Origin of the sequence: Ulvibacter sp. MAR_2010_11, assembly GCF_002813135.1 — a bacterium.
In the GTDB taxonomy this organism is placed as follows: domain Bacteria; phylum Bacteroidota; class Bacteroidia; order Flavobacteriales; family Flavobacteriaceae; genus Altibacter.
Genome location: NZ_PHTY01000001.1, coordinates 837,029 through 860,731, shown reverse-complemented (window position 1 = coordinate 860,731; position 23,703 = coordinate 837,029). Strand labels below are relative to the sequence as shown.

The 23,703-nt window shown below is 39.3% G+C and carries 30 protein-coding genes and 1 riboswitch; of the genes, 19 read left to right on the top strand and 11 right to left on the bottom strand.

The features are described 5' to 3' along the window. Nucleotides 1-2: 2 nt before the first annotated feature. The 4 genes from gldD to rpmA all read left to right on the top strand — a co-directional run bounded on the left by gldD (nucleotide 3) and on the right by rpmA (nucleotide 2,355). Nucleotides 3-557 (top strand): gliding motility lipoprotein GldD, encoded by a 555-nt coding sequence (gene gldD, locus ATE92_RS04140; protein WP_100802497.1) that lies wholly within the window; start codon nucleotides 3-5, stop codon nucleotides 555-557. 161 nt (nucleotides 558-718) lie between these two features. Continuing rightward, the gene (locus ATE92_RS04135) at nucleotides 719-1,156 is read left to right on the top strand and encodes a DUF4199 domain-containing protein (protein WP_100802496.1); all 438 of its coding nucleotides are present in this window, start codon (nucleotides 719-721) and stop codon (nucleotides 1,154-1,156) included. Between the two features lie 143 nt (nucleotides 1,157-1,299). After that, on the top strand, nucleotides 1,300-2,055 hold the full coding sequence (gene rplU / locus ATE92_RS04130; protein ID WP_100802495.1) for a 50S ribosomal protein L21: 756 nt from the start codon (nucleotides 1,300-1,302) through the stop codon (nucleotides 2,053-2,055). Between the two features lie 36 nt (nucleotides 2,056-2,091). Beyond that, a complete protein-coding gene (gene rpmA / locus ATE92_RS04125; RefSeq protein WP_100802494.1) occupies nucleotides 2,092-2,355 on the top strand; it encodes a 50S ribosomal protein L27 in 264 nt (87 codons plus the stop codon). 74 nt (nucleotides 2,356-2,429) lie between these two features. Here the strand turns inward: rpmA and ATE92_RS04120 are convergent, their stop codons facing one another. Both ATE92_RS04120 and ahcY read right to left on the bottom strand, forming a co-directional pair. Next, nucleotides 2,430-3,068 (bottom strand): transglutaminase domain-containing protein, encoded by a 639-nt coding sequence (locus ATE92_RS04120; RefSeq protein ID WP_157809553.1) that lies wholly within the window; start codon nucleotides 3,066-3,068, stop codon nucleotides 2,430-2,432. Between the two features lie 122 nt (nucleotides 3,069-3,190). Continuing rightward, on the bottom strand, nucleotides 3,191-4,507 hold the full coding sequence (gene ahcY / locus ATE92_RS04115) for an adenosylhomocysteinase (protein WP_100802492.1): 1,317 nt from the start codon (nucleotides 4,505-4,507) through the stop codon (nucleotides 3,191-3,193). Between the two features lie 81 nt (nucleotides 4,508-4,588). Between ahcY and ATE92_RS04110 the strand changes: the two genes are divergently transcribed. The 8 genes from ATE92_RS04110 to ATE92_RS04075 all read left to right on the top strand — a co-directional run bounded on the left by ATE92_RS04110 (nucleotide 4,589) and on the right by ATE92_RS04075 (nucleotide 11,790). Beyond that, on the top strand, nucleotides 4,589-5,227 hold the full coding sequence (locus ATE92_RS04110) for a 4'-phosphopantetheinyl transferase family protein (RefSeq protein ID WP_100802491.1): 639 nt from the start codon (nucleotides 4,589-4,591) through the stop codon (nucleotides 5,225-5,227). Between the two features lie 2 nt (nucleotides 5,228-5,229). Next, nucleotides 5,230-5,925 (top strand): geranylgeranylglyceryl/heptaprenylglyceryl phosphate synthase, encoded by a 696-nt coding sequence (locus ATE92_RS04105; RefSeq protein WP_100802490.1) that lies wholly within the window; start codon nucleotides 5,230-5,232, stop codon nucleotides 5,923-5,925. A 105-nt stretch (nucleotides 5,926-6,030) separates the two neighbouring features. After that, nucleotides 6,031-6,291 carry a thiamine-binding protein gene (locus ATE92_RS04100; RefSeq protein ID WP_100802489.1) on the top strand — a complete coding sequence of 87 codons (261 nt, stop codon included), beginning with the start codon at nucleotides 6,031-6,033 and terminating at the stop codon, nucleotides 6,289-6,291. After that, nucleotides 6,275-6,907, top strand: coding sequence for a nicotinamide riboside transporter PnuC (pnuC, locus tag ATE92_RS04095; protein ID WP_100802488.1), 633 nt, complete (start codon nucleotides 6,275-6,277; stop codon nucleotides 6,905-6,907). Before ATE92_RS04100 ends, pnuC begins: the two co-directional genes overlap by 17 nt. Then, the gene (locus tag ATE92_RS04090) at nucleotides 6,868-7,437 is read left to right on the top strand and encodes an AAA family ATPase (protein ID WP_100802487.1); all 570 of its coding nucleotides are present in this window, start codon (nucleotides 6,868-6,870) and stop codon (nucleotides 7,435-7,437) included. Before pnuC ends, ATE92_RS04090 begins: the two co-directional genes overlap by 40 nt. Further along, nucleotides 7,437-8,966, top strand: a complete 1,530-nt coding sequence (locus tag ATE92_RS04085; RefSeq protein WP_100802486.1) for a DUF4301 family protein — start codon at nucleotides 7,437-7,439, stop codon at nucleotides 8,964-8,966. The genes ATE92_RS04090 and ATE92_RS04085 overlap by 1 nt, the downstream gene beginning before the upstream one ends. Then, nucleotides 8,966-9,370 (top strand): alternative ribosome rescue aminoacyl-tRNA hydrolase ArfB, encoded by a 405-nt coding sequence (gene arfB / locus ATE92_RS04080; RefSeq protein ID WP_100802485.1) that lies wholly within the window; start codon nucleotides 8,966-8,968, stop codon nucleotides 9,368-9,370. Before ATE92_RS04085 ends, arfB begins: the two co-directional genes overlap by 1 nt. A gap of 16 nt (nucleotides 9,371-9,386) precedes the next feature. Beyond that, nucleotides 9,387-9,504: riboswitch (TPP riboswitch) on the top strand. Nucleotides 9,505-9,612: 108 nt separating this feature from the next. Continuing rightward, nucleotides 9,613-11,790, top strand: a complete 2,178-nt coding sequence (locus tag ATE92_RS04075) for a TonB-dependent receptor (RefSeq protein ID WP_100802484.1) — start codon at nucleotides 9,613-9,615, stop codon at nucleotides 11,788-11,790. Here ATE92_RS04075 and ATE92_RS04070 read toward each other — a convergent pair. Further along, entirely contained in the window at nucleotides 11,787-12,215 is a 429-nt protein-coding gene (locus ATE92_RS04070; protein ID WP_100802483.1) for a hypothetical protein, read from the bottom strand. The two genes, ATE92_RS04075 and ATE92_RS04070, sit on opposite strands and share 4 nt — an antisense overlap. Before the next feature lie 212 nt (nucleotides 12,216-12,427). Here ATE92_RS04070 and greA point away from each other — a divergent pair, with 212 nt between their 5' ends. Further along, on the top strand, nucleotides 12,428-12,904 hold the full coding sequence (gene greA / locus ATE92_RS04065; RefSeq protein ID WP_100802482.1) for a transcription elongation factor GreA: 477 nt from the start codon (nucleotides 12,428-12,430) through the stop codon (nucleotides 12,902-12,904). 2 nt (nucleotides 12,905-12,906) lie between these two features. Further along, nucleotides 12,907-13,299 carry an HIT family protein gene (locus tag ATE92_RS04060; RefSeq protein WP_100802481.1) on the top strand — a complete coding sequence of 131 codons (393 nt, stop codon included), beginning with the start codon at nucleotides 12,907-12,909 and terminating at the stop codon, nucleotides 13,297-13,299. On the opposite strand, the gene ATE92_RS04055 is transcribed toward ATE92_RS04060, so the two are convergent. Then, nucleotides 13,296-13,640 carry a hypothetical protein gene (locus ATE92_RS04055; RefSeq protein ID WP_100802480.1) on the bottom strand — a complete coding sequence of 115 codons (345 nt, stop codon included), beginning with the start codon at nucleotides 13,638-13,640 and terminating at the stop codon, nucleotides 13,296-13,298. The two genes, ATE92_RS04060 and ATE92_RS04055, sit on opposite strands and share 4 nt — an antisense overlap. 1 nt (nucleotide 13,641) lies before the next feature. Beyond that, nucleotides 13,642-14,805, bottom strand: a complete 1,164-nt coding sequence (locus tag ATE92_RS04050) for a PAS domain-containing sensor histidine kinase (protein WP_100802479.1) — start codon at nucleotides 14,803-14,805, stop codon at nucleotides 13,642-13,644. 170 nt (nucleotides 14,806-14,975) lie between these two features. On the opposite strand from ATE92_RS04050, the gene ATE92_RS04045 reads away from it, so the two are divergent. From ATE92_RS04045 to ATE92_RS04025, 5 genes are all read left to right on the top strand, one after another. Further along, on the top strand, nucleotides 14,976-15,806 hold the full coding sequence (locus ATE92_RS04045) for a flavin reductase family protein (RefSeq protein ID WP_100802478.1): 831 nt from the start codon (nucleotides 14,976-14,978) through the stop codon (nucleotides 15,804-15,806). Between the two features lie 41 nt (nucleotides 15,807-15,847). Beyond that, nucleotides 15,848-16,222, top strand: a complete 375-nt coding sequence (locus ATE92_RS04040; protein WP_100802477.1) for a DUF3127 domain-containing protein — start codon at nucleotides 15,848-15,850, stop codon at nucleotides 16,220-16,222. Nucleotides 16,223-16,574: 352 nt separating this feature from the next. After that, complete coding sequence (gene aat / locus ATE92_RS04035; protein WP_100802476.1) at nucleotides 16,575-17,216, top strand: leucyl/phenylalanyl-tRNA--protein transferase; 642 nt, start codon at nucleotides 16,575-16,577, stop codon at nucleotides 17,214-17,216. Between the two features lie 68 nt (nucleotides 17,217-17,284). After that, nucleotides 17,285-19,027, top strand: a complete 1,743-nt coding sequence (locus ATE92_RS04030; protein ID WP_100802475.1) for an agmatine deiminase family protein — start codon at nucleotides 17,285-17,287, stop codon at nucleotides 19,025-19,027. A 167-nt stretch (nucleotides 19,028-19,194) separates the two neighbouring features. Next, a complete protein-coding gene (locus ATE92_RS04025) occupies nucleotides 19,195-19,548 on the top strand; it encodes a hypothetical protein (protein WP_100802474.1) in 354 nt (117 codons plus the stop codon). Here ATE92_RS04025 and ATE92_RS04020 read toward each other — a convergent pair whose 3' ends face one another. The 6 genes from ATE92_RS04020 to ATE92_RS03995 form a co-directional block, all read right to left on the bottom strand. Beyond that, nucleotides 19,549-20,112 carry a DNA-3-methyladenine glycosylase I gene (locus tag ATE92_RS04020; protein WP_100802473.1) on the bottom strand — a complete coding sequence of 188 codons (564 nt, stop codon included), beginning with the start codon at nucleotides 20,110-20,112 and terminating at the stop codon, nucleotides 19,549-19,551. It abuts the gene before it with no gap. Nucleotides 20,113-20,145: 33 nt separating this feature from the next. Further along, a complete protein-coding gene (locus ATE92_RS04015) occupies nucleotides 20,146-20,865 on the bottom strand; it encodes a hypothetical protein (protein ID WP_100802472.1) in 720 nt (239 codons plus the stop codon). A 60-nt stretch (nucleotides 20,866-20,925) separates the two neighbouring features. Continuing rightward, nucleotides 20,926-21,615: a tRNA pseudouridine(55) synthase TruB gene (truB, locus tag ATE92_RS04010; RefSeq protein WP_100802471.1), complete on the bottom strand. Its 690-nt coding sequence runs from the start codon at nucleotides 21,613-21,615 to the stop codon at nucleotides 20,926-20,928. After that, nucleotides 21,615-22,406: an undecaprenyl-diphosphate phosphatase gene (locus ATE92_RS04005; protein WP_100802470.1), complete on the bottom strand. Its 792-nt coding sequence runs from the start codon at nucleotides 22,404-22,406 to the stop codon at nucleotides 21,615-21,617. Before ATE92_RS04005 ends, truB begins: the two co-directional genes overlap by 1 nt. A gap of 3 nt (nucleotides 22,407-22,409) precedes the next feature. After that, a complete protein-coding gene (locus tag ATE92_RS04000) occupies nucleotides 22,410-22,670 on the bottom strand; it encodes a DUF3098 domain-containing protein (RefSeq protein ID WP_100802469.1) in 261 nt (86 codons plus the stop codon). 80 nt (nucleotides 22,671-22,750) lie between these two features. Continuing rightward, nucleotides 22,751-23,629 (bottom strand): ABC transporter permease, encoded by an 879-nt coding sequence (locus ATE92_RS03995; RefSeq protein ID WP_100802468.1) that lies wholly within the window; start codon nucleotides 23,627-23,629, stop codon nucleotides 22,751-22,753. Between the last annotated feature and the right edge of the window lie 74 nt (nucleotides 23,630-23,703).

Sequence of the window (23,703 nt, the reverse complement as noted above, 5' to 3'; positions counted from 1 at the left end):
CTATGCGCATTTTCCTTATATTTTTTTGTATTGTTTTTTGCAGTTCCTGTGGTGACGATGTGGTGGTAAAACCCGGCGCTATGCTTCGGTTAGAATATCCTATGCCTACTTACAAAACTGTGAACATGGACTGCCCTTTTACTTTCGAAATAAACGAACACGGCTTAATGCAACTAAAAAATAATTGCTGGGTAAATATTGATTACCCGGGAATGAAGGCCACCATTTATATAACATACCGCTCCATTAAAAATAACAATCTGGATTCGTTACTGTACGATGCACAAAAGCTTACTTACGATCATACCATAAAAGCAGATGCAATTATAGAACAGCCTCGTGTGGATTCCATTCATAAGGTTTACGGAATGTTTTATATGATTAATGGAAATGCCGCAACCCAGTCTCAATTTTATGTCACCGATAGCATTCGCCATTTTGTAACAGGGTCGCTTTATTTCGAATCTAAACCCAACTTCGATTCTATTTATCCTGCTGCTGTTTATCTTCGGAATGACATACGTAATATTATGGAGACTATTTCCTGGAAGAATTAATTCCTTTCCCTTGCTGTTTTTAAAATTCAGTATTTCTCTGAAATAGAGTCTGCTTCGATAGAATTTACCAAACAATCATGCCGAAAGGTTAATAAAAATTGAATAGAAGGTTAATTCTTAATTTTTTTTCCGAAATTTATAGAAGTCATATTAGTAAAATTATGGGAAGATATTATATAAAATACAGTGTTGGCATTGCCATAGCGCTTATTGCCTATTTCTTATTGACGAAGCTCTTAGGCCTGCATAAATACCCAATATTAAGTGCGGTAAATGCAGTTATTTTTGGGGCGGGAATATTAATGGCAATGAAAAAGTACAAGTTGGACAAGGCCAATTTTAAATATGAAAAAGGTTTTCAAATAGGGCTCTTCACCGGAGGAATTGCCACAATACTGTTTGCAATCTTTATGGCGATATATATTTTCCAGATCGATACCCAATTTGCACATGCCATTTTGGATTCGTGGGGATTAAATTATAATAAGGGCGGACTTATAGTAATAACTTCACTTGTTATGATGGGCTTTTCAACGACATTGGTGCTTACTTTGGCATTTATGCAATTACTTAAAGAATCGTGGAATCCGCACTCCTAAATACCTCTCCTTTTATTTTACGGAAACTATTTGCGGTTTAATTAATTAGAATTATATTTGCACCCGCCTTAGCACAAGCAAGGTTGGCTTTTATCAGAAGGATAGAAGAATTTGTATAACTAATTATAATAAACGATTACGCTATGTACGCAATTGTAGAGATAGCAGGGCAGCAAGTAAAAGTTGCGAAAGACCAAAAAGTCTTTGTAAATCGTTTGCCGGTAGAAGAAGGAAAAACTGTTTCTTTTGACAGTGTACTTCTTATTGGTGACGGAGACAAAGTAACTATTGGCGCCCCGGCTATAGACGGCGCTCAAATTGGAGCAAAAGTCGTGAGACACCTAAAAGGTGACAAAGTTATTGTTTTCAAAAAGAAACGGAGAAAAGGCTACCAGAAGAAAAATGGTCACAGACAAGCGCTTTCTCAAATTGTAATTGAAAGCATTATAGCTTCAGGAGCAAAAAAGGCTGCTCCGGCAAAAGCTGAAAAAGCTGCGCCAAAAACCGAACCGAAAAAAGAAACCAAAGCACCTGCACCGAAAGCTGCAGTGGCTAAAGCTGAGCCTAAAAAGGCAGCAAAGGCTGAACCAAAGAAGGAAACCAAAGCTCCTGCTGCAAAAGCTGCTCCTAAAAAGGCCGCTTCGAAAGCAGACGATCTTAAAAAGATTGAAGGAGTTGGACCAAAAGCAATGGAAGCAATGGTAAGTGCAGGTTTAGATACTTTTGCGAAAGTTGCAAAGGCAAAACCTGAGGCGATTGCTACTATTTTAACCGATGCAAGTTCAAGAATGGCTCATTTGGTAACCGATACCTGGCCGGAACAAGCTAAATTAGCTGCAGACGGAAAGTGGGACGAATTAGAAGCCTTACAAGCAAAATTAGACGGCGGGAAAAAATAATCCCGTTTAAGTATAACAATATAAAATCTTAAGAAAATGGCTCATAAAAAAGGAGTTGGTAGTTCTAAGAACGGTAGAGAATCTGAATCGAAACGTTTAGGCGTGAAGATTTTTGGCGGACAAGCAGCCAATGCCGGGAACATCATCATAAGACAAAGAGGAAATACACACCATCCAGGTGAAAATGTATACGGTGGAAAAGACCATACCCTGCACGCGAGAGTAGATGGGATAGTAAAATTCACTAAAAAGAAAGATAACAAATCGTACGTTTCTATCGTTCCAAACGCAGAAGCTTAAGATCTTGTTTACAATACGTAAAAACCTCAGCCGGAAACAGCTGAGGTTTTTTTGTTTAACTACTTTTCTATTTTTTAGTGAGTCGGGAGTTTTTCAAATTCTTCCTTACTTATTGGATTGGCCAACAAAGTCCACCTAGTATTCTCCGGAAAATGAGTGAGAATAAAACTTTGTGGCTTGGTTAAAAACCAAAAGGTATCGGGAGTATTCGTTTTACCATGACTTCTCGCCATCGTTATATCAAGCAAATGCCATTTACCATCAATTTTAACCGCATTCCAGGAGTGATTTACTTTTTTAGAAGACTTTGAAATATCGTATTTTTTACTGTACCCGTGAATCACTTCGGAAGAAATCCCAACTTCTTTGCACAGGTCCTTGAATAAAAAGGCATAGCCTCCACACAAAGCTTTTTTGCGTTCCAGGGTTTTCTTAATTACATTAGCTTCGGAAGTATAGAACTCCTTTTGCAATTTTGCACTGTTGCTCAATTCATAGTCGTACGAGATATTTTTAGCAATCCAATTAAAAATGGCGCCTGCCTTTTCCAGATCGGTCGTTGAATATTTAGTAATATTCCGGGCAAGATTTGCGGTGGAATTGGTTGCTTTGGGAGCTTCTCTTGCTCCAATAACATTGCGTTGGGCAGTTGTAATTTGTACTGCGCCAACAAACAAACAGATAAAAAATATAAAGATTGCGTTCTTTTTCAATATTGTAATGCTAAGTGTAATACAAACGCAGGAATTGTTATTTTATTGAATAAAAAAACCCTCACAAGAATATGAGGGTTTGGTTATAATAAGATCTTGAATCAAGTTCAGGATGACATAAATTAGTAACGGTAGTATTCAGGCTTAAATGGTCCGTTTACGTCAACACCAATATAATCTGCTTGGTCTTTACGTAGCTCTGTAAGTTCAACTCCAATTTTTTCTAAATGGAGCATTGCCACTTTTTCGTCCAAATGCTTCGGAAGCATATACACTTTGTTTTCGTAGTTATCGCTGTTTTTCCAAAGCTCAATTTGAGCCAAGGTTTGGTTGGTAAACGAATTACTCATTACAAAACTAGGGTGTCCTGTTGCACAACCCAGGTTTACCAAACGCCCTTCAGCCAAAAGAATGATATCTTTACCATCAATGGTGTATTTATCAACCTGTGGTTTAATTTCCACTTTGGTATTTCCGTAGTTTTTATTCAACCAGGAAACAGCAATTTCATTATCGAAGTGACCAATGTTACAAACAATGGTCTTGTCTTTCATGGCTTTAAAGTGCTCGCCGGTTACAATATCCTTATTTCCGGTAGTGGTAATAACAATATCGGCCTTCTCGAGTACATTTTCCAGGCGCTTTACCTCAAAACCGTCCATGGCAGCCTGTAAGGCACAGATAGGATCGATTTCAGTAACGGTAACAATAGATCCGGCACCTTTAAATGAAGCAGCAGTTCCCTTTCCAACATCGCCATATCCGCAAACAATTACACGTTTTCCCGCCAACATAATATCTGTCGCACGTCTTACAGCATCTACTGCACTTTCGCGACAACCGTATTTATTATCGAATTTAGATTTGGTCACACTGTCGTTTACGTTAATGGCAGGCATTACCAAAGTCCCGTTGGTCATACGCTCGTACAAACGGTGTACTCCGGTTGTTGTTTCTTCAGAAAGACCTTTGATTCCCGAAGCCAACTCAGGATATTTATCGAATACCATATTGGTAAGATCTCCTCCGTCATCCAAGATCATATTTAATGGCTTACGATCTTCTCCGAAGAAAAGAGTTTGCTCGATACACCAGTTAAATTCCTCTTCGGTCATACCTTTCCATGCATACACGGGAGTACCTGTAGCAGCAATTGCAGCAGCGGCCTGATCCTGTGTAGAAAAGATATTACAAGAACTCCAGGTTACTTCAGCACCCAAAGCCTGTAATGTTTCAATTAAAACGGCTGTTTGTATGGTCATATGCAAACAACCGGCAATACGAGCTCCTTTTAACGGCTGCTCATTTTTGTATTCTTCACGCAATGACATCAAGCCCGGCATTTCGGCTTCAGCCAACTCAATTTCCTTACGTCCCCAATCTGCAAGGGAAATATCTTTTACTTTATACGCCGTGTAAGGCACTGTTTTAGTAGACATATTACTATATTTGAATTTATAATTTAATGGTTTCCGAATAACTTTTCGGATTGCAAAAATACATAATATCTGTAACATTATATGCCACTTTACAAAACTATAACAGTTACACCCGGCACTAAAGTCCTCATTTGGAAGATTGAAGAATCTTTTGAGGCACTATCCGAAGGAATTGCACTAACAGGGCATTGTAGAACACGCGTTGATGGTATGAAAAGCGACCTGCATCGCCGCGGATTTATGAGTGTTCGGCATTTATTGGCTGCTGGAGGGTATACAGACAAAGACTTGTATTACGACGAGTACGGAAAGCCACATTTAAAAGACGATAAACATATTTCGATTACTCATTCCTTTATTTTTTCGGCCATTATTATTAGTGATACCGAAGTGGGAATCGACATTGAAAAACAGCGTAACAAAATTTTAAAAATTGCACATAAGTTTACACCTATCGAAGAATATCGAACCCTTGCCAACGACGATGCCATTATGCGCAAACTTACCATGGTTTGGGGCGCTAAGGAATCGTTGTACAAAAGTTTTGCGACACCGGGAGTGAGTTTTTTGCAACATATTTATGTGGAAGATTTTATGTTGGAAGATATGGCTTCTACTGCCACAATCACTTTTACCGACAAAACCGAGACTTATAAGGTTTGGTTTTTGGAATTTGAAGGCTTCACCTGTGCCTATGCCTTAATTTCTGAAGAAGAGTAACAATGGGGCAACACCATTACCATGCATTGCTGAAGAGAATCGCGGAAGAAAAAAAAAGTCTGGCCGTCTTGATAGATCCCGATAAATTCGAAATTTCTGAAGCTGCTGCTTTTCTGAAAAAAATTCCTTTTGAAACAACTCATCTTTTCGTGGGGGGTAGTACAGTTCCTTACGGTCATTGTGAAGCTACGGTAGAAGCTCTGAAACAATATACAAATTTTCCGGTCTTTTTGTTTCCCGGGGATTATACCCAAATTACCGGCAGCGCAGACGGAATATTATTTCTCTCATTATTATCAGGGAGAAATCCGGAATATTTAATCGGGCAGCAGATAAAATCAGTTCCCAAATTACAATCAACAAATCTGGAAATAGTACCCACCGCCTATTTATTATTGGATGGCGGGAATAATTCGGCTGTGGCAAAAGTCACCGAAACAGAGCCAATAAGTCAGGATGCAATAGAGAAAATTGTACAAACCGCTTTGGCCGGACAGTATATGGGCGCTAAATTAATTTATCTCGAAGCAGGAAGCGGAGCGAAGTTTCCGGTACGACCCGAAATTATTTCAGCAGTAAAAAAAAATAGCAACATCCCACTTTTAGTGGGAGGCGGCATACGAACAGAAGTCCAAAAACAAGCTGCATACAATGCGGGAGCCGATTTGGTAGTAATGGGGACTGTGTTTGAAGAATAGTAAATAATCAAAACTCGCGACTGCCATGCCCGTTCCATGCAGGCGGGCGCTCGAAGAGACATTGTCCGGTCGAGCGCAGGCGAGACCTAATTAAAGATAGTAATTATGAATATTTCAGTAGAACTTACATTAACACCATTGCAAGACGATTACGAACCTGCAATCATAAACTTTATCAAGGCTTTGAGAGCTTCGGGATTAACAATATTGGAAAACCCGCTTAGCACACAGGTGTATGGAGAGTACGATACAGTAATGGCGGTGCTTCAAAAAGAAATGAAAATAGCTCTGGAAGCTGTTGAAAGAGGTTTGTTGTATATAAAAATTGTAAAATCGAATCGAAGCGATTATGAACCACATTTTTGAGACTCTTTTTGGGCAATACAGGGGATATGAAACCTTAGATATTGTGCTTGAAATCATTGCCATATTCTTCGGATTTTTATCGGTTTGGTTTTCTAAAGCGAATAAAATCTGGGTGTTTCCTACCGGAATGATCAGTACGGTTATTTTTGTCTACCTATTATTAAAGTGGTCTTTATTAGGCGATATGCTTATCAATGCCTATTATTTTATCATGAGTGTTTACGGATGGTACATCTGGACCCGAAAAGTGGATCCCACACATTTTACACCAATTACCACAACCACAAAAAAAGAGAAGACCTATTCGGTATTTATATTTGTGGCGACACTGCTATTTGTTTTTATTGTGTATAAGGTGTTCGATAAATGGAATCACTGGACTGCCTATGTAGACACCCTTACTACTGCCATCTTTTTTGTAGGAATGTGGCTTATGGCAAAACGGAAAATTGAAAATTGGATTTACTGGATTATTGGGGATCTCATTTCGGTGCCTTTGTATTTTTACAAAGGTTTTACTTTTACGAGTATTCAATACTTTATCTTTACCGTTATTGCGATATTCGGTTATATTGAATGGAAAAAATACCTGCACAACAAACTTCAGACTGCGTAAAAATTGTATTGTTTGGTCCCGAATCTACGGGTAAAACAACGCTAGCCAAAGACTTGGCAGCAACCTTTAATACACAATGGGTGCCCGAATATATGCGGGAATATTTGGAGAAAAAATGGAGCGATACAAAAGAAAAATGCACAAAGGAAGACCTTGTACCCATTGCCATAGGTCAGATGAACGCTGAAAATGAAGCAACAAGAAAGGTAAATCAGGTATTATTTTGTGACACTAACTTGTTGGAAATCAAAGTGTATTCTGAATATTATTACGATGGATATTGCCCTCCTGAAATTAAAAACGCTGCCCTCGATAACATCTACCATTTCTACTTTCTTACCTATATAGACACCCCCTGGGTTTTTGATAATTTACGCGATAGACCCGATGACAGGTCTGAGCTATTTTGTATTTTTGAAGCAGAATTAAAGCGTTTAGGGGTGCCCTATTTTACATTGAAAGGCTCACATTCTGAACGATTACATAGTGCCATTCACCAAATTCGAAAATTACTTAAGCAGAAGACTTGATGCTCACTAAAAAAGACCTTCAACAAATTGAAAATCATGGCTTGTCTGTTGATAGTATCGTTAAACAACTTGAGACATTTGCACGTGGAATTCCATATATACAAGTTATTACCGCAGCTTCGGTGGGAAACGGAATTGAAGTCATTCCCGAAAAGAGTGGCGAGAAACTAATCGAATTGTATGAAAAGAAGAAGAATAAACTGGAAGTTGTAAAATTCGTACCTGCTTCGGGTGCTGCTACACGAATGTTTCAGTTTTTGCATCAATTTTTGGAAGAGTACAATCCTGAAATCGAAAAAGTCAACAAATTCATTAAAAACGGTGATCGGCGAGAATTAGAGCGCTTCTTCAGCTCGCTTAAAGATTTTGCCTTTGTAAATGACGTTCGAAAAAAAATACGAATTAATTACCCCGATTATAAACACTGTACCAAGGGGACACGTTGGTATTATTTTGTAAAAACAATGTTAGAGGAAAGAGGATTGAATTATAGCAATCTTCCCAAAGGACTTGTTCCTTTTCATAAATACTCCAAATATGCAACCACAGCCTTCGAAGAACAATTGTATGAGGCCGCATTTTATGCTTCGGTAAAAGACGAAGCCTTTTTACATTTTACATTTTCGGAAGATCATGTTCCTCATTTTAAGAATAAATTTAATGATGTGCAGAAGCGGGTTAGTAGAAAAACGAAAACAAACTTCAATATATCCTATTCGTTTCAGAAAAAAGAAACCGATACCATAGCCGTGACCCCCGAAAACAAACCTTTTAGAGACGAGGAAAACAACTTGGTATTCAGACCTTCGGGACATGGTGCTTTACTTGAAAACCTGAATGAAATAGACGCGGATATTATATTCATAAAGAATATCGACAATGTGGTGGCGGAAGAATATGTGGAACAAATTACCGCCTATAAAAAATTGCTGGCAGGAAAATTACTTTGGCTTCAACAAAAGGTTTTTGCGCATTTACGACAGCTCGATAATGAAGAAATTAGTGCAGTAACGTTGAATGAAATCAAGTCGTTCTTATGGAATGAATTAAGTATAAAAGATATTCCCGAAAGCGCCGGAGAATTAAAATACATTCTTAACAGACCCATTCGCGTGTGCGGGGTAGTAAAAAATACAGGCGCTCCCGGAGGCGGCCCATTTTGGGTAAAGAGCGAAACCGGCAATATCACCTTACAGATTGTGGAAACAGCGCAGATAGATATGAACGATTCTCGTCAAGGGAGCATCGTTGCTGAAGCGACTCATTTTAATCCTGTGGACATAGTGTGTGGGGTTCGCGATTATAATGGAGACAAATTCAACCTTACCAAATTTACCAATCCGAAGGCAGGATTTATTTCAGAAAAATCTCAAAACGGAAAACATCTTAAAGCACTTGAACTTCCCGGTTTGTGGAACGGCGGCATGGCCAATTGGAATACCGCTCTCGTCGAAGTACCTATCGCCACTTTTAATCCAGTAAAAACTGTAAACGATCTTTTACAAAAGGAACATCGTCCCAACGCATAATGAATGCCGAATTACTTAACAGAGAGTTTCAATACAAGGCGGTCCGCAGTAGTGGCCCGGGCGGACAGCATGTAAATAAAACCGCCACCAAAGTTGAAATAAGTTTTTATATTGACGCTTCGGAAGCGTTAAGCGACATCGAAAAAGAAAGACTAAAGAAAAAATTAGCTTCCAGAATTTCTTCGGAAGGTGTGCTAACCCTGCAATGCGGCGAAACCCGTAGTCAGTTTCGAAATAAGGCAATCGTTTTGGAGCGCATGTTAACCTTGCTGAAAGATAGTCTGAAGGTTTCCAAACCCCGAAAGAAGACAAAACCTTCACGGAATGTCATCGAACGCCGACTGCAGGCCAAAAAGACACAGGCTTTAAAAAAAACTAATCGCAAACCGCCAAAGATTGACTAATTAATTATCTTTGCCCTACATCTCAAAGGGGTGCTAATTGGTTTTGAAACTTTAAAAGTAAAAACAATTGGCTGAGATTATACCCAATGAACCTGGGCGGGTAATGCTGCCAAGGGATTTGGACACTAAGTTGTCCATAGCGTATAACCCTATTATTTCCTATGTGGATTTAATAGGTTTTTTTATGAACTATAACTAACAAAGAATAATTACCCCTTTTATTCGTAACCTATTTATTACGAATGAAACATTTCATTTTTTCTTGCCTTATTTTTTCAATCGGTTCACAACTAGTTGCACAAAGTGTAGTAGTCGATTCCACCAAAGTAGAAAGCCTTGAGGAGGTAATTGTCAAATCGGTTCGAGTGGCAGCCGATTCACCCATTACACATTCCAATCTTGAAAAGGAGGAACTGGAAAAGCGTAATTTGGGGCAGGATATTCCTTATTTGCTCAATTATTTACCTTCGGTGGTAACTACCAGTGATGCCGGAGCGGGTGTAGGGTATACCTATATTAGAGTGCGGGGGAGTGACGGTTCTCGTGTTAATGTTACCCTTAACGGAATTCCTTTTAACGACGCCGAAAGTCAGGGGAGCTTTTTTGTAAATCTCCCCGATTTTACCTCTTCGGTTCAAAATTTACAATTGCAGCGAGGCGTTGGAACTTCCACCAATGGGTCCGGAGCCTTTGGAGCCAGCTTGAATATGCTAACCGATGCAGTTTCAGAAACGGCACAGGGTGAATTTGCAAATTCCTTCGGATCGTATAATACCCGAAAGCATACAGTAAAATTTAGTACCGGTTTGCTCAAGGAACACATAGAAATTGCCGGAAGATTGTCTACTATCAAGTCTGACGGCTATATAGACAGAGCGAGATCCGATCTTAAATCCTATTTCCTACAGGCAGCGTTCAAAGACCATAACACACTTATTAAAGCGATTACTTTTGGTGGAAGAGAAGAAACCTATCAGGCGTGGAACGGAATAGATGCCGAAACACTCGTAAATGACAGAACATTTAATCCTTCAGGAATGTACACCGATGCTGAAGGAATTGTTCAGTTTTACAACAATGAAGTAGACAATTATGCTCAGGATCATTATCAGTTGTTATGGAACCAACGCTTTAATAATAACTGGAGCAGCAATCTGGCGATAAATTACACCTATGGAAAAGGTTATTTTGAACAGTATAAGGAAGACGAACCCTTTGAGTATTACAATTTTGAACCCATCGTGATAAATGGAGAGACCATTGAAACAACCGATTTGATTCGGCGAAGATGGTTGGACAATGATTTTTACGCCATAAATGCGAATGTAAATTATAGGGACAACCAAGTAGATATCACAACAGGGGCTTTTTTCAGCAAATATATGGGCGATCATTTTGGCGAGGTAATTTGGGCTCGCTTTGCAAGCGATAGTGAGATTAGAGACCGGTACTACTTTGGAACCGGAGACAAAAATGAAATTAGCATTTTTTCGAAAGCCACCTGGCGCCTCGATGACCAATGGAGTGTTTTTGCCGATTTGCAGGGTCGATTTATAACGTATGAAACGTCCGGACTCACTTCCGATAAGTTGCCGTTGGAAGTAGATGAAAGTTATCAATTTTTTAATCCGAAGGCAGGCGTTTCGTACCAGGTGAACATCAAAAATCAGTTGTATGCTTCTTACGGAAAGGCGCATCGGGAACCGCGAAGAAGTGATTTTGAACAAGGTATTTTTACCCCTGAAAAATTAGACGATTTCGAATTGGGATGGCGATATGTCTCAGAAAATACCACCGTGAACAGTAATTTGTTTTATATGGATTATACAGACCAATTAGTGCTTACGGGGGCTTTGGATGATGTAGGAGCACCCATTAGAGCAACCAGCGGAAAAAGTTATAGAGTAGGACTTGAAATTGATGCTTCTGTTTCAGTTTTACCGAATCTGCAAATACGACCTAATATTGCGATTAGCACCAACAAGAACAAAGATTTTATAACATCAAGAGATGGCGAATTGGTAAATTTAGGGAATACAGATATTTCGTTTTCACCACAATTTATTGCAGGAAATATGATAGCATATACACCTGTAAAGAATCTTGAATTAGGGTTTTTGTCGAAATTTGTCGGGGAACAGTTTATGGGAAACATTGATAGTGAAGTATCCAAACTGGATAGCTTCTTTATCAACGATCTTAGTGTTAATTATACTTTGAATCGGATTCCTTATTTGGAATCAATTGTCTTTTCGGGATTGGTAAATAATATTTTTAATGTAAAGTATGTTTCCAACGGGTATTTTTATACCTACGATGACGATTTCAGTGATCCGGGAACTATTACTACTGTTGAAGGTACCGGATATTATCCGCAGGCAACAACCAATTTTTTATTGGGAGCAACCGTGAAATTTTAGTTTGAAATTTGAATATTATTCCCCGTTCTGTTAGCGAGATATTGTAACATAGGATAGCGATTTTCATTGGTTTGGTGCTGTCCCGTAACAATATCGTACGAATTATCATCATTACAAGGGCAGGTGGCAATAATCCCCTCAACCGTCATTTTGGAGCAGTTACTGGGCGTATGGTTTGGATCGCTTAGCTCAAAGGCTGTGTATAAGTCGTTATTTACATTGTAAACTACAATACCTCTAATTCCTTGTGAATTAATAATAATGCTATTCCCGGGAAAATTTAAAGGATTGTATTCGGGCAGATTTAAATTCAGATTTAAACTTACGAGGGGATCAATCAAATACGGGTTGTCGTTTCTCACTCCATCATCCTTTTTACAGGATACAACCAGTAAAAGCGTAATTATGAATAAACTTATTTTCATAGATAAAAAAATTGTGTGGCGAAAGTACAATAAAATGCCCAAAATTAAATTTTTAGTATATTTGTGATACGAAATCCCGTTACCTATGGGATTTTTTTAATTCCTGCCAACCAACTATCGTCTGCCTGCCGCTTGGCAGACACAGGATACACAAAAGGCGGGAATCTTTATGAATAGATAGCGAGATTATTTTTTATACAAACGATGAAGTTATGAGTAAAGTATCTTATTACACTGCAGAAGGACTTAAAAAATTGAGAGATGAGCTGGATCAACTACGTGATATCGAACGACCCAAAGCCTCTCAGGCTATCGCTGAGGCACGTGACAAAGGCGATTTAAGCGAGAATGCCGAGTATGATGCGGCCAAAGAAGCGCAGGGTATGTTGGAGATGAGAATTTCGAAAATGGAAGAAACTGTTGCCAATGCGAGACTTATTGACGAATCACAACTCGACACCTCGAAAGTATTGGTGCATTCCAATGTTAAGATTAAGAATATAAGCAACGGCACCGAAATGATGTATAAATTGGTGGCGCAAAGTGAAGCCGATTTGAAAACCGGCAAGATATCGGTAGATTCCCCCATAGGGAAAGGACTGCTGGGGAAGAAAGTAGGTGATATTGCCGAAATACAAGTCCCTAACGGGGTAATGAAGTTCGAAATTTTAGAAATTTCCAGAAACTAATCATGGCGTCGATCTTTACAAAGATAATTAATGGAGAAATTCCTTGCTACAAAGTAGCAGAGGACGAGAACTTTATTGCGTTTTTGGATATTAATCCCAATGCAAAAGGACATACACTTTGTGTCCCCAAAGAAGAAGAAGATAAAATTTTCGACATGGGGGAGCATATGTACTTACAACTAATGCAGTTTTCTCGTAAAGTTGCTATTGCCTTAGAAAAAACCGTTGCTTGTAAACGCGTAGGGATGGCGGTAATTGGCCTGGAAGTACCTCATGTACATGTACATCTTATTCCTTTGAATGATATGAAAGAGATGACTTTTACATCCAAGATTGAAATGGACCCGAAGGCGTTTTCTAAACTGGCTAAAAAAATTAAAGGAAATATTTCTTAATTGCTTAACAATAACACTACAAGTGTAATAATAAGAGTAATAACTACGGCAATAAGTATATAGGTTAGCATTTTAAGCCTAATTCCCGCCTTTTTTTCAACAACCAATTTCTTGTTGTATTGATATACTCGCTCAATATCGTCGGTCCAGCTTACAGGATAGATAGTCGTTTTACAGGTATGGCAATATAGGGTTTCCGCAATGCTCGGGGAAGCTTTGGTATAGTATTTTGTATCGTGTTCTTCCTGAGAGAATGTAATTTCCAATCCGTCGGTTGCAAAGCATTCGGGACAATTATTTGTGAGGCGGGCTCTATGTAAAATATGATTTGTAACGTTCATGCTACGAATACAAACGGAATGAAATTTCCATTATTGTACCTTCTTCACGAGAGCTTTTTAAAACACGAATCTTGCCGTCGTGGTATTCTTCAACTATTCGCTTTACCAAGGAAAGTCCCAATCCCCAGCCACGGCTTTTTGTGGTAAATCCCGGTTGAAATATTTTCGAAAAATTCTTTTTCGGAATTCCTTTTCCGCTATCGGCTACTCGTACCAACGCATATTTTGAGCTGCTTTCAATAGTGACCAAAATTTTCCCTTTCCCTCTCATCGCATCGATGGCGTTTTTAACCAGATTTTCAATGGTCCAGCTGTATAACTGCGGATTTAACGCGACGTACATCGGCTCGTCCAATACTTCCAGTTCAAATTCGATAAGTTTCGAACTTCTACGCTTCAGGTAATCAAACGTTGTGCGAGTTTCGGCAACCAAATCTTTCCTTTCTAACTTCGGAATTGAGCCAATTTTCGAAAAACGTTCCGTTATGGTGCGAAGACGATCTACGTCCTTCTCTATTTCAACCACATACTCCGGATTGATATTTTCGGTTTTTAAAATTTCGGTCCAGCCTACTAACGAAGACAAGGGAGTGCCAATTTGATGCGCCGTTTCTTTCGCCATCCCGGCCCAAAGTCGATTCTGCTCGGCCGATTTCGACGTTTGATAAAAGAAATACAAGGCGACAAAGAAAAGCAGAATGATTAAAATTAAAACAGCAGGATAGTATTTCAACTTATTGATGGTGGGGGAATTTCCGTAGTAAATCGTCTGAAGCACTTCTCCTTTATACGTTACTTCAATGGGTTTATTTTCGGAAGCAAATACCTTGGTGAGCGCCTTCCTGCTTTCCCGTAATTTTGCAGGGTCTTTTTCCTTTTCAACCATATTTCGCACATCGTTATACGAATCTTCCCGGTGCGTATACACAATCATGGGCGTTGTGGTGTTACTCTGCAATACTTCCAGCACCAGATTGTTAATTTGACCCTGACCCAACCCGACCTTTTGAAATTCTTCCTGTGCAGAAGCCCAAACTTGCATTTTCGCACGTTCATTTTCCTTAAGTCGGTTGAAAAAAACATAGGTATTCCACAAAATCAAACTAATGATAAAGACCGATACGACTATAAAAAACCAGCGGGTAAGTACATTCTTATTTTGCATGCGAGGCCATCTTGTAAAATCCTTAGCTGTAATTAACCGGCCCAACCAAAAAGCAGTTCCTTTTATAAGTTGCGGCCTCCACAAAGGGGTATAAATATAAACGAAATATGTTAATATTATTGTACAATCAAATTTTTAGAAACTCTATACTTTGGGTACATTTGCAAGCAATGATTTCAATTAAGCCACAAGACATTAGCACCGGAAAATTACACGGCTACCTTTTAGGTGCTGTTTCGCCCCGGCCTATTTGTTTTGCAAGCACTATTGATGCCGAAGGCAATGTAAATTTATCGCCTTTTAGTTTTTTCAATGTTTTTAGTGCCAATCCGCCAATTATGGTTTTTTCTCCGGCGAGAAGGGTACGGAACAATACTACAAAACACACCTTAGAAAATGTTTTGGAAACTAAGGAGGTGGTAATTAATATTGTAAATTACAGTATGGTTCAGCAAATGTCGCTGGCTTCCACCGAATATGCCAAAGGCGTAAACGAATTTGTAAAGGCAGGTTTTACTGAAATTGCTTCGGAAATTGTGAAACCGCCCAGGGTTGCAGAAGCTCCCGTCCAATTTGAATGCAAAGTGTTAGAGGTGGTGGCATTGGGAGACAATGGCGGTGCAGGAAATTTGGTAGTTTGCGAGGTAGTTAATTTACATCTGGACGAAACTATTTTAAATGCGGAAGGACATATAGACCCCAACAAAATTGATACAGTTGCAAGAATGGGTGGCAATTGGTACAGTCGCGCAAAAGCGGGACTATTTGAAGTTCCCAAGCCGTTGTCCACCTTAGGAATTGGAGTAGATGCCTTGCCGGAAGCAGTTAGAAATAGTAAAGTCCTTACGGGAAATGACCTCGGGATGCTCGCCAATGTAGAAGAATTACCTGCTGAAGCCCTTGTTTTTATAAATGCTTCGGAAGCAGTCCATAAAAAAACACAAGCATTTTTATGTGATGGAAAAATTACGGAAGCCTGGCAGACGCTAACAGCAAGATAAAATTTTCAGAATAAAAATAAATAGTCAATAAAATTAGAACAATGGAAGTACAAGGAAAGATTAAACTGATAGACGAAACGAAAACCTTCGGAAGCAACGGTTTCAGAAAGAGAGAGCTGGTAGTTACTACCGAAGAGCAGTATCCGCAAGACATTATGATCGAGTTTGTGCAGGATAAAACCGAATTACTTAACAGCTTTCAGGTAGGACAAAATGTGAAGGTAAGTATCAATTTACGAGGCCGTGAATGGACCAATCCTCAAGGAGAGGTAAAGTATTTTAATTCTATTCAGGGATGGCGAGTTGAGGCTTTAGATGCTTCAGTATCGTCCAATATGCCGCCAATGCCACCCGAGGATGCCTTCGAACCTGCCAATGACCTTAATGAAGACGATCACGATGATCTGCCTTTTTAATACGATTACAGGTCTAAAAAGCATGAATCCCACCCACTAGTGGGATTTTTTTATTTTAGCAATTTGTGATTTGTGTAGTAAAAACTCAATAAAAATTGCTTTATAACCTTTAATTTTTGTTTCGGAAGTAGTGTATTATTATTGGGTCTGTGGTTACATTAAAAGAGAAACCCCGTTTATATTATACTGTTAAATACAATAGTAACGAGGTTAGTTTAGTGGTTATACTTTTTTGAAAAATCGAATACAATGATGACTAATTAACTGTATCAAAAAAGTATTTAAAGATTGTAAAAAAAGTTTGAACGGCAAATAAGAATTCGACTTTTAACATACCAAAAATAGCAGTAAAATGTATTTTCTTAATTCAGAAATGGTATTTCCTTCTGTCACCGAAGCTTCCGAGGACGGACTACTGGCTGTGGGAGGAGATGTTTCGGCCGAAAGACTTCTGCTTGCATACCGCTCGGGGATATTTCCCTGGTATGATGTAGACAGCCCTATTTTATGGTGGAGCCCCGACCCCAGAATGGTGTTATTTCCACACAAATTAAAGGTGTCTAAAAGTCTTCAGAAAACAATAAACAGTAAACAATTCAGTATTACATTCAACAAGGAATTTACAGAGGTAATTACAAATTGTTCCAAAGTTCAGAGGAAGGGACAGCAAGGCACCTGGATCACTCACGAAATGATAGCCGCCTATTCACAATTACATTCTTTAGGTCATGCGATCTCCGTAGAAGTATGGCAGGAATCTAAATTGGTTGGCGGACTGTACGGCGTTGATCTTGCCGATAAAAGAATATTTTGTGGAGAGAGCATGTTCAGCCATGTCTCCGATGCCTCCAAAGTAGCATTTTACTACTTGGTTGCTTTGTTACAATCGAAGGAATATCGTTTAATTGATTGTCAGGTGTATACCGGTCATTTAGAACGTTTTGGAGCCGAAGAAATCCCCAGAGAATTGTTTTTGAGCTATCTTAACTGTTAAGTTCCCAGTGTATTGTCCTAGAATAGTTTAAATAAAGTATATTCGTAATCTAATATAAAGTGTTTATTATGAAGCGTTTTTACCACGGCCTGATTTTAGTTATTATCTTTGTTTTATTCACACCTTTGGCTATCTCACAGCAAAAGGAAGTTCTTCCGAAAGGCTTCACCGATACCGAAAAGGGATTAATTTCTGAATTTCAGTTTACCTCCTCCCAATTTACACCTCCGCCTACCGGTCCGGTTCGCGCGGCAGCCGAATGGGAAGAAATAGAATATCTGGTAATTACCTGGGAATCTAATTTTCAGAATATACTTCGGCAAATTGTTGCCGTTGGTGTTGAGGAGTGTAAGGTGATTATTACCACTCAAAATGAGGCATCAGTATCTTCCTATCTCACCGCCGGAGGTATCGATCTTACCAACGTAATCTTTATGGATGAAGACTGGGATAGTATTTGGATTCGGGATTATGCCGGGAACACTATTTATTCGGACGATGTGGGTGAATTGGCTTTGACCGATTGGATTTATAATCGCCCAAGACCCAATGATAATGTAATGCCTTCGGCACATGCCAGTTTATTGGGATTGCCAATTTATATAACAGATACGGCTCCTAACGATTTGGTGAATACCGGTGGAAATTATATGTCGGACGGAATGGGAAATGCCTTTGCTTCAAATCTAATATTAGACGAAAACGCTCCCGGTAATCCATATGGGGTTTCAGCTAAAACAGAGGCCGATATCGACTTGATTATGCATGATTATATGGGAATCCAGAATTTTATTAAAATGGAAACCCTTCCTTACGACGCTATTCACCATATAGACATGCACCTCAAACTCCTGGATGAAGAAACATTGATGGTAAGTCAGTATCCTGAAGGAGTTGCAGACGGCCCACAAATTCAGGAAAATATAGAATATGTATTGAATAATTTTCAGTCACCTTTTGGCACACCCTACGATATTGTATGGATCCCTGCACCTCCGAGTGCCGGGGGACAATATCCCGATAACGGCGGTTCTTATCGCACCTATTCTAATGCAGTGTTTGTAAATAAATCTATAATTGTTCCTACCTACAGACCGGAGGTTGACGATCCGGCTTTGGCGTTATGGCAAGAGGCAATGCCAGGATATAATATCGTTGGAATTGATGTAGACAATCCGGGTGAAAACCTAATCGCTTTATTTGGTGCTATACACTGTATCACACATAGTATTGGTGTAGAAGAACCCTTGTGGATTGTGCATCAACCGGTAGACGAAGCCAATCAGAATTCCACCGTTGCCATCGATGCTATGATAAAGCATATATCGGGAGTGAACAATGCAAAGGTGCTTTGGAGAGAAGTAGGTTCGGGAACGTTTAATGAAACGCCGATGACATTTGTAAGTGGCGATAATTGGACCGCAAATCTTTCCATCACATCCAACAATATTGAGTATTATATTTTGGCGGAAGCAAATTCAGGCAAGGTATTGGCACGGCCTATTGTTGCACCGGATGGTTTTTGGACTATCAATGTTGAAAATCTTTCGGTAAGCGAATGGGCACATAATAATATTTCGGCACCCTATCCAAACCCCACCTACGGGAATGTGTCTTTTAAACTGAATAACATTGGCGGTCCCATACATGTGACTATCCATAATTTATTAGGGCAACAATTGTTCGAGACCGATATAGAGAATGGAAACGGCGTTATAAATTTAGATCTTAATTCAAATTGGAAAGGAACCTTGTTTGTAACTTTCGAAGGAGACTTCGGAAGGGTAAACAAGAAAATAATCAAGCTATAGGAAATCTTTTTAGAAAATTCAATTTTAAGGAAGTCGGGACAATATTTGGTATTGTTTCCTGTTTAAAAATATGTCTAACCTTTAAAAAACCTGCTTTTTATCGAATTTATTTGGATTACACTCAAATATATAACATATTTACCGTCAATAATTTAACGCCCTAAATTATGAAACTAAAGAACCTACTTATATTCACTGCCTTGGTATGTATTTCTTTTACAGCCATTTCCCAGACCGAAACTAAGAAAAAGACCAACGTCAACACCGATGTCGATGTGACTGTGGTGTACGAACAAGTTGTAAAAGAAGGTTATGGAACTGCCTTTATTTACAAGGAACTGGCGAATGCTTATTATTTTAAGAACAATCATTTAAAAGCCAAACAATGGTTCGAACAATTGTTCGAGGTTGAAAAACCAACCGATGAAACGCTAAAATTTCGGTATAAGCAAACCTTGAAAGCTTTGAATATTGCCATTGCTTCCAATCAGTACCTCTCTACCGCAGAAGTTTCCAATTAATCATACCTCCTCGTAACGGAAACAGCTAACCAGATGGTCATTGACCATACCGGTAGCTTGCATATGGGCGTATACCACAGTAGTTCCTACGAATTTAAATCCGCGTTTTTTTAAATCCTTGCTTATGGTATCACTTAAGGGAGTGTTTGCCGGAATTTCGGAATGGGCGTTTAATTTATTCTTAATCGGTTTGCCGTTCGTGAAACCCCAGATGTACTTACTAAAACTTCCAAATTCCTTTTGCACTTCCATAAAGGCCACGGCATTGCTAACTGCAGAATGAATTTTCAATTTATTGCGAATTATCCCGGAATCTTGAAGCAGTTTATCAATCTTAGGATGTTTGTAGGCGGCTATTTTTTTATAATCGAAATTGTCGAATGCCTTTCTGAAATTTTCGCGTTTCCGGAGAATAGTGATCCAGCTTAACCCGGCCTGAAAGGTTTCCAATATTAAAAATTCGAAAAGTGTAGCATCATCAAAAACGGGAACACCCCATTCGTTGTCGTGATAAGCCACATAAAGCGGGTCTTCCCCACACCACGTGCATCGTTGTTTTTTCATAGCCAAAAGATAGGAAGAATTCAAAAAAACAACTTATTGTTGCCCCGGAAAATTATAGCTTATGGTACCGAGTTGTTGTGTATTTCCTGGATCGGTTGTAAAACGGGCTTCCTTGGCGTATTCCAAGGCGCTGTCTATAAGACATTCGTTGGCAGTGGTAGAGGCGCTTTTGTTATATGCGGTTTTTACAACCTTCCCTAGATTATTAACCTCGATAGTAATAACTACTTTTCCCGAGCCTTCACAGGTATATACCGGATTTGGGAGATACAAGGCTTTACGATCCACAAGACTGTAGCTTATGGTAGTTTTCCGGCTTTTTGCCTTGCTCGCAGTAATCTTATCCAGTTGTTTGTTAGAACTTACTATTTTTTCCTGCGCTTCTTTAATTTTTTCCTTTGCTTTTTCCCGCTCCAAGCCATAAGTAGCGCCGGCATTATCGATGGCCTCATTCATGGCTTGCAGTTTCTCTTCGGTAGTTTCTTCGGGCTCATCGCGATTTTCTTCGAGTTCCGAAATAAACTTTTCTGCTTCATTATAGGCTCTATTGGTCTCAATAGTCACTTTTTCAGTGGCTATAGTAGCCAAATTGGTCTCCTCAGGATCAAGTTCTTCCAAAGCGTATTCTACATCGTATTGCTCCTGGGCTTCCTCGGTATACCGGGAGAGCTTAATACTATACATTCCTAAAAACAAAATCCCGAAAAGTAGGGACGTAATTAAAAAGGCGCGATATGAATAATTAAAATTCATGGGTGCAAGTACCGAAATTTTCGGTGAAAAACGGTAAAAGTGCTTAAAATTAAGTCTATTTTAACTAGTAAATTGTGCTTCAAAAGCTTCAGGTGTGATGGCATTTTCCACCGAAAAATCCCCTATTTTAGTCCGTCGTAATACCGAAAGATGCGCGCCGTTGTCCAATGCCTTTCCGAAGTCGTTGGCAAGTGACCGAATATAGGTTCCTTTGCTGCATACCACCCGAAAATTTACCAGTGGAAGATCAATTTTGGTGATTTCAAACTCTGAAATCATTACGGTGCGCGTTGGAATTTCCACCTCTTCACCTGCTCGGGCAAATTCGTACAACCGCTTGCCGTCTTTTTTTAATGCTGAAAAAACAGGGGGTTGTTGTTGGATGTCGCCAATAAATTGCTGAGTGGCGGCTTCAATTTTTTCGGAAGTAATCCCCGAAATATCGAAAGTTTGATCAATTGCTGTTTCCAGATCGTAGCTGGGCGTAGTGGCTCCCAAGGTAAAAGTTCCGGTGTATTCCTTTACCTGCGCCTGATAGGTATCTATTTGCTTGGTAAACTTCCCTGTGCAAAGTATTAATAAACCTGTTGCCAAAGGATCCAGCGTTCCGGCATGCCCTACCTTTATCTTTTTTAAATTGAATTGTTGTCTAATTAACCAACGCACCTTGTTCACCACCTGAAAGGAAGTCCATTCTAAAGGCTTGTCTATTAAAATTACTTGTCCGGTGGTATAATCTTCAGCCGTCATTAGTAAAAACTTAATACAATTGCAAGGAGTCCCACCACTATACAGTAAATGGCAAAATAGCGCAATTTGCTTTTCTTCACCAGAGAAATCATCCAGGTACAGGCTATTAATCCGCAGATAAAAGCAGCAGCAAATCCTAATCCGAGTGTCGTTAAATTAGTGCTTTCGGCAGAAAGCTCACCACTAAAAATGTCTTTGGCGATCTTTCCGAAGATTAAAGGGACCACCATTAAAAAGGAGAAGCGTGCCGCCTTGCTCTTGTCATTACCTAACAATACCGAAGTGGAAATAGTTGCACCGCTTCGGGAGATTCCCGGAAGCATAGCAATGGCCTGTGAAATACCAATAATCACGGCATTCCCAAAAGAGACTTTCTTGTCTGTATCCTTGGCTCTGTCTGCCATCCATAACAAGATTGCTGTAACAATAAGCATACAGCCTACAAAGGCAATGTTTCCGCCAAAAAGGGATTCCAGTTCTTCTTCGAAAAGCAATCCAATAACCACGGCAGGAATCATGGAAAGGCCTATTTTAAAAACGAATTGTGTTTCCTCGTTCCATTTAAATTTTAAGAGACCACTAAGTAATTCAATAACGTCCTTCCTAAAAACCACAACCGTACTCAAGGCTGTTGCAAAGTGAAGGACTACGGTAAACAATAAACTTTCTTCAGGAACCGAAGTGTCTCCTAAAAGTGCTTTGCCCAATTCCAGATGTCCGCTGGATGAAACCGGCAAAAATTCGGTAAACCCCTGAACAATACCAAGGATAATGGCTTCCCAAGCGTCCATAGGTTATTTCTTCTTATGTGGATTCAGTAAAATGGCGTAGACTTCAATACCAAAACCAATAAGTATGAGTGCAGGAGCCAGACGGATTCGTCGCCAGCTGTAGATTTCGGGATTGAAAACGTTAGGATCATCACTACCACCCCCTGTCATTAAAATAAATCCAAGCGCAATAAATGCAATGCCTATAAGCATGAATTTATAGTTTTCTCTTTCAAAAATGAAGTAACCTTTTTTTGCTTCTTCTTTTCGTTTTTGCTCTCCCATAATTATTTTAATTCTGTAATAATAATTTCGTGACTTATAGTTGTTTCAAGGCGCAAGATACCATTTTTACACAATAGTTTCTAGTAGTACAATTCATCGGTTCGCAAGTTCAGGAAACGTTGTGTGGCAAAAAATGTACTGATCCAGGTAATAAAAAATCCCATCAGGAAAATAAATAAAAACAGCACAACCAATAACAATTGATCGTCGAGTAATTGCAGTTCAGGGAAACTCCTGTTGAGGTAAAACAACACAGTTCCCATTCCAATCATCGCCAAAACAGCTCCCAGCATGCCAAGGCGTACACTGTTCCAAATAAAAGGGCGTCTAATAAACTGTTTGGTAGCGCCCACCATCTGCATGGTTTTAATGGTAAATCGCTTCGCGTATACCGAAAGACGAATGGAACTGTTAATCAGCAATACTGCAATAAAAGTGAAAAGGCCGCTTATAATCAATATCCACAGACTTATTTTCTTTACATTTTCGTTGAGCAAAGCAATGAGGGGTTTGTCGTACACCACTTCGTCCACAAAGCTTTTGGTCATAATCTCGTTGGTGATTTCTTCGAGTTTTTCGGGGGAGACATAGTCTGCCAAAAGGTGAACATCGATGCTGTTTTGCAGCGGATTGTACCCCAAAAACTCCATAAAATTCTCCCCAATGGTCGCGGTGTGCTCTTCGGCGGCCTGTTCTTTTGAAATAAATTCGGCAGATTTAGTATACTCGGCCAGTGCCAAACTTTGTTTTAGCTGTGTTATTTCAACTTCTTTGGCGCTATCCTTTAAATAGACGGTTAGGGCTATTTTTTCTTTGAAATGATCTGCTACCTTCTTGGTGTTCAAAACCAAAAGACCCAATAAGCCCAATAAAAAAAGCACAAGAGATATACTTATTACTACCGAAAAATAGGAAGAAATAAGTCTGCGTTTTTGATATTTTTCGAAAGGAGATGCCATAAATTAAAGGATTGGTGGTGTAAAAATACAATGATTTTTACATCTGCAACTATGTAACGTTTAAACTTTTGTCT

What these genes read in the sequence shown, in the direction of transcription:
- ATE92_RS04105 (WP_100802490.1), top strand. Translation starts at nt 5,230, where the DNA reads ATGGGGCAACACCATTACCATGCATTGCTGAAGAGAATCGCGGAAGAA.
- ATE92_RS04110 (WP_100802491.1), top strand. Translation starts at nt 4,589, where the DNA reads ATGCCACTTTACAAAACTATAACAGTTACACCCGGCACTAAAGTCCTC.
- ATE92_RS04005 (WP_100802470.1), bottom strand. Translation starts at nt 22,406, where the DNA reads ATGGACGCTTGGGAAGCCATTATCCTTGGTATTGTTCAGGGGTTTACC.
- ATE92_RS04060 (WP_100802481.1), top strand. Translation starts at nt 12,907, where the DNA reads ATGGCGTCGATCTTTACAAAGATAATTAATGGAGAAATTCCTTGCTAC.
- ATE92_RS04055 (WP_100802480.1), bottom strand. Translation starts at nt 13,640, where the DNA reads ATGAACGTTACAAATCATATTTTACATAGAGCCCGCCTCACAAATAAT.
- ATE92_RS04040 (WP_100802477.1), top strand. Translation starts at nt 15,848, where the DNA reads ATGGAAGTACAAGGAAAGATTAAACTGATAGACGAAACGAAAACCTTC.
- ATE92_RS04090 (WP_100802487.1), top strand. Translation starts at nt 6,868, where the DNA reads ATGGAAAAAATACCTGCACAACAAACTTCAGACTGCGTAAAAATTGTA.
- gldD (WP_100802497.1), top strand. Translation starts at nt 3, where the DNA reads ATGCGCATTTTCCTTATATTTTTTTGTATTGTTTTTTGCAGTTCCTGT.
- truB (WP_100802471.1), bottom strand. Translation starts at nt 21,615, where the DNA reads ATGACGGCTGAAGATTATACCACCGGACAAGTAATTTTAATAGACAAG.
- ATE92_RS04045 (WP_100802478.1), top strand. Translation starts at nt 14,976, where the DNA reads ATGATTTCAATTAAGCCACAAGACATTAGCACCGGAAAATTACACGGC.
- ATE92_RS04015 (WP_100802472.1), bottom strand. Translation starts at nt 20,865, where the DNA reads ATGAATTTTAATTATTCATATCGCGCCTTTTTAATTACGTCCCTACTT.
- pnuC (WP_100802488.1), top strand. Translation starts at nt 6,275, where the DNA reads ATGAACCACATTTTTGAGACTCTTTTTGGGCAATACAGGGGATATGAA.
- ATE92_RS04020 (WP_100802473.1), bottom strand. Translation starts at nt 20,112, where the DNA reads ATGAAAAAACAACGATGCACGTGGTGTGGGGAAGACCCGCTTTATGTG.
- rpmA (WP_100802494.1), top strand. Translation starts at nt 2,092, where the DNA reads ATGGCTCATAAAAAAGGAGTTGGTAGTTCTAAGAACGGTAGAGAATCT.
- ahcY (WP_100802492.1), bottom strand. Translation starts at nt 4,507, where the DNA reads ATGTCTACTAAAACAGTGCCTTACACGGCGTATAAAGTAAAAGATATT.
- rplU (WP_100802495.1), top strand. Translation starts at nt 1,300, where the DNA reads ATGTACGCAATTGTAGAGATAGCAGGGCAGCAAGTAAAAGTTGCGAAA.
- ATE92_RS04025 (WP_100802474.1), top strand. Translation starts at nt 19,195, where the DNA reads ATGAAACTAAAGAACCTACTTATATTCACTGCCTTGGTATGTATTTCT.
- arfB (WP_100802485.1), top strand. Translation starts at nt 8,966, where the DNA reads ATGAATGCCGAATTACTTAACAGAGAGTTTCAATACAAGGCGGTCCGC.
- ATE92_RS04100 (WP_100802489.1), top strand. Translation starts at nt 6,031, where the DNA reads ATGAATATTTCAGTAGAACTTACATTAACACCATTGCAAGACGATTAC.
- ATE92_RS04050 (WP_100802479.1), bottom strand. Translation starts at nt 14,805, where the DNA reads ATGCAAAATAAGAATGTACTTACCCGCTGGTTTTTTATAGTCGTATCG.
- greA (WP_100802482.1), top strand. Translation starts at nt 12,428, where the DNA reads ATGAGTAAAGTATCTTATTACACTGCAGAAGGACTTAAAAAATTGAGA.
- ATE92_RS04075 (WP_100802484.1), top strand. Translation starts at nt 9,613, where the DNA reads ATGAAACATTTCATTTTTTCTTGCCTTATTTTTTCAATCGGTTCACAA.
- ATE92_RS04000 (WP_100802469.1), bottom strand. Translation starts at nt 22,670, where the DNA reads ATGGGAGAGCAAAAACGAAAAGAAGAAGCAAAAAAAGGTTACTTCATT.
- ATE92_RS04070 (WP_100802483.1), bottom strand. Translation starts at nt 12,215, where the DNA reads ATGAAAATAAGTTTATTCATAATTACGCTTTTACTGGTTGTATCCTGT.
- ATE92_RS04135 (WP_100802496.1), top strand. Translation starts at nt 719, where the DNA reads ATGGGAAGATATTATATAAAATACAGTGTTGGCATTGCCATAGCGCTT.
- ATE92_RS04085 (WP_100802486.1), top strand. Translation starts at nt 7,437, where the DNA reads ATGCTCACTAAAAAAGACCTTCAACAAATTGAAAATCATGGCTTGTCT.
- aat (WP_100802476.1), top strand. Translation starts at nt 16,575, where the DNA reads ATGTATTTTCTTAATTCAGAAATGGTATTTCCTTCTGTCACCGAAGCT.
- ATE92_RS04030 (WP_100802475.1), top strand. Translation starts at nt 17,285, where the DNA reads ATGAAGCGTTTTTACCACGGCCTGATTTTAGTTATTATCTTTGTTTTA.
- ATE92_RS03995 (WP_100802468.1), bottom strand. Translation starts at nt 23,629, where the DNA reads ATGGCATCTCCTTTCGAAAAATATCAAAAACGCAGACTTATTTCTTCC.